Annotated in this window: 8 protein-coding genes; 2 read left to right on the forward strand and 6 right to left on the reverse strand. The window is 66.9% G+C overall.

What is annotated here, in order from left to right; genetic code table 11:
* Positions 1-2 precede the first annotated feature (2 nt).
* Both RJ03_RS16730 and RJ03_RS16735 read right to left on the reverse strand, forming a co-directional pair.
* Positions 3-908 carry a VOC family protein gene (locus RJ03_RS16730; protein ID WP_036503439.1) on the reverse strand — a complete coding sequence of 302 codons (906 nt, stop codon included), beginning with the start codon at positions 906-908 and terminating at the stop codon, positions 3-5.
* A gap of 49 nt (positions 909-957) precedes the next feature.
* A complete protein-coding gene (locus RJ03_RS16735; RefSeq protein ID WP_036503442.1) occupies positions 958-2,142 on the reverse strand; it encodes an acyl-CoA dehydrogenase family protein in 1,185 nt (394 codons plus the stop codon).
* Between the two features lie 215 nt (positions 2,143-2,357).
* Between RJ03_RS16735 and RJ03_RS35055 the strand changes: the two genes are divergently transcribed.
* Together RJ03_RS35055 and RJ03_RS35060 are read left to right on the forward strand one after the other, a co-directional pair.
* Positions 2,358-6,041 (forward strand): NACHT domain-containing protein, encoded by a 3,684-nt coding sequence (locus tag RJ03_RS35055; protein WP_051024772.1) that lies wholly within the window; start codon positions 2,358-2,360, stop codon positions 6,039-6,041.
* 375 nt (positions 6,042-6,416) lie between these two features.
* Positions 6,417-8,081 carry a phospholipase D-like domain-containing protein gene (locus RJ03_RS35060; protein WP_051024773.1) on the forward strand — a complete coding sequence of 555 codons (1,665 nt, stop codon included), beginning with the start codon at positions 6,417-6,419 and terminating at the stop codon, positions 8,079-8,081.
* Positions 8,082-8,415: 334 nt separating this feature from the next.
* Here the strand turns inward: RJ03_RS35060 and RJ03_RS16750 are convergent, their stop codons facing one another.
* From RJ03_RS16750 to RJ03_RS16765, 4 genes are all read right to left on the reverse strand, one after another.
* Entirely contained in the window at positions 8,416-9,150 is a 735-nt protein-coding gene (locus RJ03_RS16750) for an SDR family oxidoreductase (protein WP_036503445.1), read from the reverse strand.
* A 229-nt stretch (positions 9,151-9,379) separates the two neighbouring features.
* Entirely contained in the window at positions 9,380-10,006 is a 627-nt protein-coding gene (locus tag RJ03_RS16755) for a TetR family transcriptional regulator (protein ID WP_036503448.1), read from the reverse strand.
* Complete coding sequence (locus RJ03_RS16760) at positions 10,003-10,389, reverse strand: hypothetical protein (RefSeq protein WP_036503451.1); 387 nt, start codon at positions 10,387-10,389, stop codon at positions 10,003-10,005. Before RJ03_RS16760 ends, RJ03_RS16755 begins: the two co-directional genes overlap by 4 nt.
* A 59-nt stretch (positions 10,390-10,448) precedes the next feature.
* Complete coding sequence (locus RJ03_RS16765; protein ID WP_036503453.1) at positions 10,449-11,369, reverse strand: NADP-dependent oxidoreductase; 921 nt, start codon at positions 11,367-11,369, stop codon at positions 10,449-10,451.
* Positions 11,370-11,553 lie beyond the last annotated feature (184 nt).

Genomic DNA, 11,553 nt, shown 5'->3' on the forward strand with positions numbered 1-11,553 from the left:
TCTCATGCTTGCTTCATCTGCTTGGCCCACAACCATTCATGGCCCCAGTAGCTGTCGGCGGTGATCTCCTCGGCGGTGTAGTAGGACTCGTCGACCAGTTCGCCCGCGGTCCCGTATTCGATATCCCAGCCACCGGGCACCCCGACGTAGAAGGAGATCATCTTGTCGTTGGTGTGGCGGCCGAGCGTCGAGGACACCGGGAAATCCCGTGCCATCACCCGATCGAGGGCACGCCCGACGGCATCGAGCGAGTCGACCTCGACCATCACGTGGATCAGCCCGGGGTCGCGTCCTTCCAGCGTGGGCATGATCGCCAGGCTGTGGTGGCGCTGATTCACGCCGAGGAACCTGATGCGCAACGGCCCGGTCCCCGGAGGCGAGGGCATCCGGAATGCGCCGCGGGACAGGAAGCCCAGCGTTTCGGTGTAGAAGGCGTAGGACTCCTCGAAGTTGGCGGTCGGCATCACCACGTGCCCGAGTCCCTGTGCGCCGGTGACGAATCGCTGCGCGTACTTGGTGACGACCGGACTGTGTTCGAGGACCGGTCCGTGGAAGAACTCCAGCGGTGTGCCACCCGGATCGGTCATGCAGATACCGGCTTCGACCTTGCGGCGGTCGGCCAATTCCTGTGACATGGGCGTGAATTCGTATCCGGCGGCGCGCAATGTCGCTTCCAGCCGGCGCAGCGCCGGTCCGTCGCGCAATTCCCAGCCGACCGCGCTCACCCGGTCGACATCGGCGCGTTCGACGGTGATCCGCGAAGGCCGCTCGTCCATACGGAAATGCAGCGCATCCGTCTCGTCTCCGAATCCCGGTGCGAATCCCAGCACATCGAAGCCCAATTCGCGCCAGCGATCCATATCGGTGGCGAGCACCCGGACATAGCCGAGCCCCTTGATTTCAGTCATGGACAACCGCTTTCGGTCATGAAGTAACTCGCGTTCTGTTCGGGCTCGGTCAGATCATCACGCGCAGAGGACCCTGCGGCACTTCCACACCCAGCGAAGCCATGGCCGCGGCGTGATAGGTCGTGCTGGAGACGTGAATGGCGTGGTGCAGCCCGGCGTGGGCATCGCGCCAGAATCGTTGCAGCGCATTGTCCATGCGCAGCGCGTTGCCGCCGGCGCGGTCGAAGATGTCGTCGGCGGCGCGGACCGCCCGCCACGCCGACCGGATCTGATCCCGGCGCACTCGGGCGCGCATTTCGAAATCGATCTCCTTGCCCGCGTCGACCAGGTCCCAGATCCGGTCGACGTTGGCCAGCAACTGCTGCCGGGCGGCATCGATCTCAGAGGCCGATTCGCCGAGTGCGTGCAGGACGTAGGGGTCGTCCTTGACCAGAGTTCCGGTGGCCCCCACCCGATTTCGCTGATAGTCGATGCCGGCGGCCAGCACGCCCTCACAGATGCCGATCGTCGCCGAGGTGATGCCCAGCGGGAACATCGTCGACCACGGCATCTTGTACAGCGTTTCCGTGACGCCGTATTCCGCGGCCGCGCTCCCGTCGATGACCTTGCCCTGATCCATCACCCGGTACTCGGGGATGAACGCGTTCTTCACCACGATGTCCTTGCTGCCGGTGCCGCGCAGCCCGACCACATCCCACGAATCCGCCACGATCTCGTAGTCCGAGCGGGGCAGGATCACATGCAGCGGCTGCGGCGGCATGACCGGTGTGCCGTCCGCATTGCCCACCAAGGCGCCCAGGAAAATCCAGTCACAGTGGTCGGTGCCGGAGGAGAACTGCCAGCGCCCGCTCATGACGTATCCGCCGTCGGCCGGCACCGCGACACCGCCCGGCATATACGGCGAGGCCATCCAGGTGTCGGTGTCCTCGCCGAGAACCTCCTCCTGCACCTTCGGATCGGCGAAGGCGAGCTGCCACGGGTGCACGCCGACGATCCCGGCCACCCAGCCCGCGGATCCGTAGAGGCTCGCGGTCTTCATCACCGTCTCGGCGAACTCGCGCGGATGCGACTCGTAGCCGTTGTACTTCTTGCGCTGCAGCATCCGGATGACGCCGGCGTCCTTCAGCCCTTTGGCCATGTCGTCGGGCAGCCGGCCCAGCGAATCACCCTCGTCGGCCCCGTTGCGAATCTCCTCGGCGATGCTGTCGATACTGCCGATCACTGTGTTGGACATACGGCCCAGCTTGGCGGCTCGGCCCGCATTTGTGACCTGAGTCTCCTACTCATCGGAACACCCGATCCCGGTCTGAGAGCCGCCCGATCGATTGAGGTAGCGGACTACTCGTGTGGAACACACGCGGGCGAGCCACGCTGAGCACGTTGCTTCACACCGAGGCGAGCCGCCGGCTCGGACGTACCGGTGGCCTTTCCGAACGAGGGAATGGTGTCGTGGGTACCACGTGGGCGCGCCGACTGCCTGTCGGAATCGCCCTGATCGGAGTGACCGGACTGCTGCTGTGGGTCTGGCTCGCATCCGGATGGGAAACCATCGGAAAGGTCGCGGGCCTGATCACCGCGGTCATCGGCGTGCTGACCGCGGTGGCGGCACGATGGCCGGGACAGCGGACCACCGTCGATCCCGATGCCGCCTTGGAGGCGCTGGCCGGCGCGGTGCGCGAGCAGTGGCAGGCGGAGGAGAGATTGCGCCGGCTGCCCGACCCGCGGCCGCTGCAACTGCACTGGGAGAACTGTCGACGAGACGGGGTGATGGATTACTGGGAGGTGATCCGCGGCGTCGAGGGCTGCGACACCCCGATCGAACTGGGAGGACGGCTCCGCGAGATCGTCGAGGTCTTCGAGCGGATCCCCTCACGGCGGCTGGTGGTGCTCGGCGAGCCCGGATCGGGAAAATCGGTGCTCGCGATGCAGTTCACCCTGACCGCGGTGCGACGCCGGAGCCCCGGCGATCCCGTCCCGGTATTGATGCCGGTCGCGTCGTGGAATCCGGGCGAGGCGAGCCTGGCGACGTGGATGGAAGCGCGGTTGTGCGTGGACTATCCACTGCTCGGCGGACGCGGCGCCTCGGGATCGACGCTGGCGCACGATCTGATCATCCGGGGCCGGATCTGGCCGGTTCTGGACGGCCTCGACGAAGTCCCCGAAGAGCTGCGTGCCGAGGTGATCACCGCGTTGAATCGCACCCTCACCGTCGGTGACCCGCTCCTGCTGACCAGCCGCTCGGCGGAGTACGAGGCCGCGGTCGACGCTGCCGGCGACGTCGTGACGGCCGCCGCGGTGATCGAATTGACCCCGCTCGGGCTCGAGGAGGTCGCGTCCTATCTGCGAGTCACGTCGGCGCCGCGGCGGGGACGGAACAAGTGGGATCCCGTCCTCGCCCATCTCCACGAGCATCCGCGGGATCGCCTGGCCTCGGTATTGACGACTCCGTTGATGACCTCGCTGGCGCGGTCCGCCTACAGTGACGGACGCGCCGACCCCGGTGAGCTGCTCGACGCCACCGCCTTCGATACCCGGGAGGCCGTCGAGACGCACCTCCTCGACCAGGCGATCCCCGCCGGCTATGCGGGCGAAAGCTCGCCCGCGGGTCGCAACGGCGACGCGGTGGTCGACGCCGAACGCCGACTTCGGCTCCTCGCCGGTGACCTCGACCGCTGTGGCGATCGTGAATTGGCCTGGTGGAAGCGCCATCTCGCCATTCCCTCGCCATTGTTCGCGGTGGTGTCGGGAGTCGCGGTCGGGATGCTCGTGGTGGCAGTGACGCTCGCAGCGGCATGGCCGACCGACAGCTTCACATCGACCAGATGGGGGGAGAGTGTCGAGTGGTCTGTTCGGCTGGGATCGCTCGCCGCGGTCGTCATCGGCTTCTTCACCTTGGCAGACCTGGACCGCGAGAGACCGACATTCCGCCGCCAGGCTGGGCGCTTCACCACGGTGATGGCATTCGGTTCGATCGCCGCGCTCGCCGTCGGCGGGCTGACCTACCGCGCATGGATCGACACGAGCTATCGGTCCGAGATAGCCGCCAGTGCACTCGGCGCCGCGCAATACGTCGCGGAGACCTTCTTGCTCATCGCCCTCGTCGTCGGTTTCCTGCGCGTACCTCCGGCACGGTCGCCCACCGCTGTCCTCCGAGAATCACCTCGAATCGCCGATACGACTGCCGGGCGCTTCCGGGCGAGAATCGGGCCGATCGCCGGCACAGCGGCCGTCGTCGGGATCGTTTTCGGGCTGATCCACGCAATCGGCGCGTCGGCTGAAAGTGTTGCGGTACGGCACGAGTCGGTGCGGGACGGAGTTCTCGACGTGCCGAGCGAGTGGTTGACGGTGGGACCGATCGTCGGGCTCTGCTCGGCACTCGGCGTGCAGCTCGGCCGTCGCATTCTGCGGCCGGTTTTCGCCGCCGGCGCCGGACGGACGACGACGGGCCAGCCACGGATTCTGGCAGCGGTCACGGTCACCGTGGCCGGGGTACTCGCCGGCGCGTTCGTGCTACCGATCGTGAGAGACATGCTCGGTGGTGGGAAGGCAGTATGGGAACCGGCACTGCGCGCCGCGAAGGCCGGTGTCCGGCTCGGCATCGCCCCTGCGGTCATCCTCGCATTCCTGCCGTGGGAAACCCGGCCGATGAGCCTGCAACTGCGGCTACGAGGCAGGCTGCTGCGTTTGCTCGTCGTTTCGGCGATCGCCGCGACAGTGGGAGCGGCGGCGCTCTGGTTCGCGGCAGACCTTCCCGATGCCGGACAGAAGGCACGAGACTGTGTGCTCGTCGGTCCGCCGTTCGGCCTCGCCGTCGGAATACTCGCCGTCGCGCTGGATCGGCCGGTCACCTTGGACCGGCCGATGGGACCCCTGGCATCGCTGCGCCTGGATCGACGAGCGGCCGTCATCTACAGCCTCGCCTATGCGGTCGCCGCCGGCGCGGCCACCTGGCTCCACGCCGCGATCAGCTCGGCCGCCGCGCTCGGCGCCCAGGACATCGGCGTCTTCGCCGTCGCGTTCTTCGTGATCTCGTATTTCCTCACGGCCTCCGGCCGGCACACGATCGCATCCGTCTGGTTATGGCTGGCCGGGCGAATGCCGTTGCGGGACATGGAATTCTATCGCACCGCCCATCGCCGCGGGGTGCTCCGGCAAGTCGGCAGCGTCTACCAATTCCGGCATGCCCTGTTGCAGGACCGGCTCGCCGCAGGCGCGCGACGGCCGTTCCGACACAGTCGCGCGCACGCCGCGCTCGTCCTCGTCGCCGCCGCGGCGCTGGTCCTTTCGTCCGTCGCCGCGCTCGTGCACCAGGCGTACGAACACCGGGAGCGGCTCGCGCGGAGCAATGCGGCCGCACTCCCCTTCGACGACGTTTCCTTACCCCTCGGTGTCGCGATCGACCACGCCGGAACCCTCTACGTGGCGGGCACGAGGTTCGCGACGAGCACCAACCACGTCGACAGCACCACCCGCGGCCGGTTGTGGCGATGGGAGAAGGGTGCGCCCACACCGTCGATGCTCCCTCTCACCGATTTCGGACTGGCCTTCACACTGGCGGTCGACCGAGCGAACAACCTCTACGTCGCCGACAGCGACAACCATCATGTTCTCGCGTTGAGTGCGCGATCGATCGTCCCCGCGACATTGCCCTTCCCCGAACTGGTGGAGCCCATCGGCCTGGACGTCAGCGAATCGGGCGACGTGTACGTTTCCGACAACGGCACCGGTACGGTCTGGAAACTGCCGACCGGATCGACGACCGCGACTCCCCTTCCGTTCCCGACACTCGACCATGTCACCGGTGTCGCGATCGACTCTACGGGGACGGTGTACGCCAACGAAGCCGGCCGCAATCGCGTATTGAAGCTGACCACCGGCTCGACCGTTCCAACGACACTGCCCTTCGACGGCCTCGACAAACCGACAGGGATTGCCGTCGATTCCGAAGACACCCTTTATGTCTGCGACTGGAACGGCCGAGTGATGAAACTTCACGCCGGGTCGGCCACCCCCGAGGCGGTGCACATGACCGGACTGAACCGTCCGCAGGGCATCGCCGTCGACGATGCGCACAACCTGTACGTCACCAACCCCTACGACAACCGCGTACTCGAACTACCTTCGCCCCGATGAAGGGTGAACCGGCGACGCCGGATGTGAATCATCGACCCTGAATCGCGCCGAAACAGTATCGCTCGGCACGGCGCGCCCGGCACCGCACACCATTCCCACCATGGCAGTCGAAACTGTCGAAATCTCGGGTAGCACGCTACCCGGATTCAACCGGAGATATCAGCCGGATTCGAGTAGAAATGGCTCTCCCCACGCGGTGTGGCAGCCACTAAAATTCAAGGGCACCATATCTTTTGGATCACCGGGTGATCCGGTTTCCGGGATTACCGTCCGCATGACAACGGCGGGTTTCGACTACGCCAGCGGGCCGTTCTCCCGGAGTGAACTACGTTTATCCGCTCGCCCTGGTAATCCTTTTCTGAAGGGCGAAAGGACATGTTGGTACGAATTCATCACAACGGCGACGACGCACTGGTCGCATGGAAACCCGACGGGTTCATTCCGGGGTGCCGCGGTTTCGCGCTCATGCGGCGACGCAACGGCATCGAAGAAGTCGTCAGCACTTGGGTCGGCTTCACCGACGATCAGGCCACCGCCGGGGAACGTCGCGCGTCCACGAACTGGCCGATTCAGAAATATCAATGGACCGACTACATGGCCGATCCCGGCGACAAGGTCGCCTATCGGGTCCTGCCGATGGTCGGGGACGACAAAGCCAACCTGCGCCCCGACCCGGACGCGGCGAGCGACTGGACCGACGAGATCACCCTGACGCATATGGCATCGCCCGATATCGAGGCGGTATTCAACCGCGGAATCGTTGCCGCACAATGGGTCTCACGCCGATTGGGGGTCACCGGCCACGAACTGCAGAACGCGAAGCTGGAAACCGTGCTCGAGACCACCGGCGATCCACTCCGGAACTACCTCGCCGGACCATTGGGCACGCGGTTGTTCACGCTGCTCGACAAGGCCGCCGGGGACGGATCCGAGGTATACGCGGCGTTGTACGAACTCGACGATCCTCAGCTGGAAGCCGCCCTGGCCGAGCTGGGCGAGCACGCGCACGTCGTACTGGCGAACGGAAGCGTGAAGAAGAAGGGGGACGATCAGAACGCCGAGGCGCGCGGCACACTGCGTGGGCAGATCGACCTGCACGATCGCATGTGTTCGCCGCGCGCTCTGGGACACAACAAGTTCCTGGTCGTCTGCGACCAGGAATCCACACCGCGATGGGTGTGGACCGGCAGCCAGAATTGGACCATGACCGGGTTGTGCACTCAGGCCAACAACTCGCTCCTGATCGAGGACCCGGCCCTGGCCGAACAATATCGGCACCAGTGGGACCTGCTCGAGCAGGCGGGCGACGCCACACCGGCGAGCCTGCGCACCGACAACAGCACACCCCGGGACGAGACCGTGGATCCGGCCCGGGTGCGACTGTGGTTCACCCCGACCGTCGGACAGGTCGACCTCGACGACGCACGCACGCTCATCACGGGCGCGGAGACCGGCATCCTCTTCCTGATGTTCAATCCGGGACCGAAGGACACCCTGCTCAACACGATTCTGGACACGGCTCGCGCGGGACGACCCGACGACCGACGTCTCTACATTCGCGGCGTCCTCAATCAGGACCCGAGCACTACGGCCAATCCGGTGCACCTGTTCGATCAGGACAACACCGAGAAGGCCGACTTCGACGTCGTCCTCCCCGCGGCCATCGACGCGCCGACCATGTTCTTCCGCGAAGAATTGAAGAAGCTGGACCGAGCATTCGCGATGGTGCACAGCAAGGTCATCGTGATCGACCCCTTCGGGGCGAACCCCGTCGTGCTCACCGGGTCGCACAACCTGGGCCCGAAAGCCAGTGGGACCAATGACGAGAACCTGCTCCTCATTCGCGATACGCCGGGCTTGGCGGACGCGTACGCGACGAACATCATGTCCGTCTACAACCAGTACCGGTGGCGCTTCCGCCGGCACCTGCAACCACCGAATCTGCGATGGCAGGGCCTGGTCGACAGCGACTCCTGGCAGAGCTGGTACCTGAAGCCCGACAGCCCTCAGATCCGCGAGATCGACTTCTGGGTCGCATAGCCGGCGCGGAGCGCGAACGATGGGTTGGCCCGCAACCACCGCGCGGGCGGATGCCGCAGATGAGCAACCATGACGCCGGAACCCGAGGCGCTCGGCGTCTTTCGAGAGAGGCATCGCCGACGGCTCCGGACACCAACGAGCACCTCGCTCAGCTCGATCACCGCGGGAGTGGCCGGGAACGAGAGAGGGACAGATGACCGATCCATCCGGCGGCAGCGGTCGCGCAGATCAGCTCGAACCGCCTGTGCCCGAACCGCTTTCGGAGCCGGAGGTGCTCGCCTGCCACCGGATCACCCACGAGCGCTGATCATCTCCGCCCGGCAGGCACATTCGGTCAGTGCGAGCGCAGCCAGTCGCGGTAGTGCGTGGCGGCCAGCTGGGCGTCGGGCGGCGCTGTCAGTTCGTCGCCTTCGACCGCGGCGAACAGGCCCGCGGTGTTGTCGGTGACGACGTGGCGGCGGTCGCCGGTGGCTTCCAGCGTGAGACGGCCGAGTTCGTCGAGAGCGAAGACGTCGGGGCCGGCGATGTTGCGAATGCCCTGCAGCGGTGAGCCGGTGGCCACCGCCGCGACCTCGGCGGCGACCTCCGCGGAGCTGATGGGCTGGATCGGGGTGGCGGGCAGGTGGACGGCGTCGCCGTCGGTGGTCGAATCCATCGTCGGCGCGATGAACTCCATGAACTGGGTGGCGCGCACGATCGAGTACGGGATCGGTCCCGCCTCGACGAGGTTCTCCTGCAGGGTCTTCGCCCGGTAGTAGGCAAGGGCGGGCACCCGGTCGACGCCGACGATGGACAGCGTCACCAGGTGCCCGACACCGGCGGCCTGCGCGGCGGCCAGCAGGTTGGTCACCGTGGTACGGAAGAAGTCGACGGACGCGTCGTCGAAGGTCGGCGAGTTGGTCACGTTCACGACGACCTCGGCGCCGTCCAGCGCGCCGTCGAGGCCCTGCCCGGTGAGCAGGTCGAGGCCGGTCGAGCGGGAGTGTCCGGTCGCCTCGTTTCCCGCAGCGGTGAGACGCTCGATGACCTGGGAGCCGATCAGTCCGGTGCCGATGACGGAGACTTTCATGAATGCTCCTACCCGTTGGGTTCGAACTCGGAGGCCCGGATCACCGGGGCCACAGGTGTCAGGGCGTTGCGCCTGCCTCGGCCGGTGGAGCGTAAGCGCCGTGGCGGCTTCGTAGTTCAGCGCAGCAATCGTATCGGCGTGCGGTCGCGAGCCAACTCGATGCGCTGAGGGTTTCGACGGCGCTGCCGAGTTGCCGCCGTCTCGTGATCCGACGAGGAGCGTGCCCGGTTCATCGTTTCCGCGCCGGGGTGATCCCGGCCAGGAGTACGTCGGCGACGTGGTCGGCGTAGGTGAGGGGGTCGATGTCCGGGTTCGTGTCGAGGTATTCGAGCATGCTGTCGACCATCCCCTGGTAGGTCACCGCCAGCAGGTGCGGATCGAGATCAGCGCGCAGCCGCCCCTGTGCCTGACCGCGCCGCAGGAGTGTGGCCTGCCGGGCATACAGGGCGCTGTACTCGCGGTCGCGAAGCGCGGCACCGCCGCCGAACGCGCCCAGATTGAGCACGATCTGGCGGATCGTTCGCAGCTCGGCGCCGTGAGTCGCGGGCAGTTGCGCCGCGCGCCGAATCGCCGCTCGCAGCAGATCGTCGACATCGGCGTCGAGGTCGATATCGGCCGCTACGTCCGCTTCGAGCGAAGTGAACGCGCGCCGGGCGGCATGTGCCATCAGGTCGTCGAAGTCGGTGAAGTAGTGCCAGAGCAAGCCTTTCGACACCCCGGCGGCGCGCGCGATCGCATCGGCGGTGGCCGCGGCCAGCCCGTCCCGTCCGACGATCTCGATCGCGGCGGTCTCCAATTGGAGGCGGCGGGCCTCGGCGCTGAGCCGCTGCCGAGCGCGCTGATTCGCGGCCGTCATATCCGCTCGCGAACGACCAGGAGGATGATCAGCGCCATCAGCACGGCGATGCCGAGCATCTCCAAACGCATCCACCCGGGGACGAAATGCGGTAGCAACGCCTCGATGACGTTCACCAGGAACAGCGCGGCCGCGATTACGCCGACGGCACGCAGCGCCGTGACGCTGCCACGACGTGCCGACCGGAACCGCAAGGGCAGCAGCACCGCGAACGCCGCCACGATCACCGCGTGCCCCCACGCCTCGCGCGGTGCCTCGTGCGGGGCCGTCACCGTCAGAATCGCCAGGGCGACAACGGTCGCGACCGCAGTCACGAGATAGGCCCACACCAGCATGCCGAGACGATCGGGCTCGACCGGTGCGGCGGACGTCTTATTGACCATGTAGTCAATACTAATGACCAGCCAGTCAATACGTCAATGCGCTCCTCGGCACATCAGCGCTATTCGTCGGCGACCCGAATGATCGTTCTGCCGGGCGTGCGGTGGCGGCGGGCGAACGCGGACGCGGTCTCGGTGAGCGGTCGCACGGAGCCGACGATGGGCTCGAGCCGCCCCTTCCTGACCCGCTCGGCGAGGTCGGCCAGGCGCGCACGGTCGGGTTCGACGACGAAGAAGACGGCCCGCCCGTCCCTGGGCTGCGTGGTGGGCGGCATGGCGATGGTGACGAGAGTGCCACCGGGACGGACCAATTCGGTCGATCGCTCAAGGATTCGGCCGCCGATGACGTCGAATACCACGTCCACCGCACCGGCGTCCCGCAGGTCGTCGCCGTCCAGGTCGAGGAAGGCCTGTGCGCCGAGTCCGAGCACGATGTCACGGTCGCCGGCTCGGCCGGTGCCGATCACGTGTGCGCCCACCTCGCGCGCGAGCTGCACGGCGATCGAGCCGACACCGCCCGCGGCGCCGTGAATCAGGACCGTCCGGCCGCACGTCAGGTGCGCGTGGTCGAACAAACCCTGCCATGCGGTCAGGCCCGAAATGGGCAGCGCCGCGGCCACGGTGTAGTCGATATCGGCCGCGAGCGGGGCGAGGTTGCGAGCCTCCACCGCGGTGTATTCGGCCAGCGATCCGTCGCGCGCCCAGTCGGTCGGCCCGAAAACCCGCTGGCCGACGGTGAGACCGGTGGTTCCGTAGCCGAGTTCGACCACGACCCCGGCCAACTCGTGCCCGGGGATGGTGGGTGTCCGATCGCGACCGGCGCGGTCGGACCAGGTCGCCGGCCACTCGAGTTCGCCGGGCGTGAAGCCGGCGGCGTGCACCCGCACCACGACATCGTTCTCCGCGGCGTGCGGGTAGGGTATGTCGGTCAATGTGAGCCCGGCGATACCGGAATCACGGTCGCGCACGGTGATCGCTCGCATGCTGGAGTCCTTTCCGGGACACCGTTCGGGCCGGAATGCGCGGTGTGGTGGGCAGCCGTCGAGAAGCTCTGCACCACAGGGCAATTCCGCGCGTCGTCGGCACCGTGGAGTTGGAAACGCTGAACGCCGTCGGCGACCTCCGGCACGACGGGCGGCCTTTCGACCGACTACATACCTCATCCCC

The organism is Nocardia aobensis NBRC 100429, from assembly GCF_000308375.1.
Taxonomy (GTDB): Bacteria; Actinomycetota; Actinomycetes; order Mycobacteriales; family Mycobacteriaceae; genus Nocardia; species Nocardia aobensis.

Bases quoted from the DNA above. Each gene is read 5' to 3' on its own strand.
- RJ03_RS16765 (WP_036503453.1), bottom strand. From the start codon at position 11,369: ATGCGAGCGATCACCGTGCGCGACCGTGATTCCGGTATCGCCGGGCTC.
- RJ03_RS16760 (WP_036503451.1), bottom strand. From the start codon at position 10,389: ATGGTCAATAAGACGTCCGCCGCACCGGTCGAGCCCGATCGTCTCGGC.
- RJ03_RS16730 (WP_036503439.1), bottom strand. From the start codon at position 908: ATGACTGAAATCAAGGGGCTCGGCTATGTCCGGGTGCTCGCCACCGAT.
- RJ03_RS16750 (WP_036503445.1), bottom strand. From the start codon at position 9,150: ATGAAAGTCTCCGTCATCGGCACCGGACTGATCGGCTCCCAGGTCATC.
- RJ03_RS16735 (WP_036503442.1), bottom strand. From the start codon at position 2,142: ATGTCCAACACAGTGATCGGCAGTATCGACAGCATCGCCGAGGAGATT.
- RJ03_RS35060 (WP_051024773.1), top strand. From the start codon at position 6,417: ATGTTGGTACGAATTCATCACAACGGCGACGACGCACTGGTCGCATGG.
- RJ03_RS16755 (WP_036503448.1), bottom strand. From the start codon at position 10,006: ATGACGGCCGCGAATCAGCGCGCTCGGCAGCGGCTCAGCGCCGAGGCC.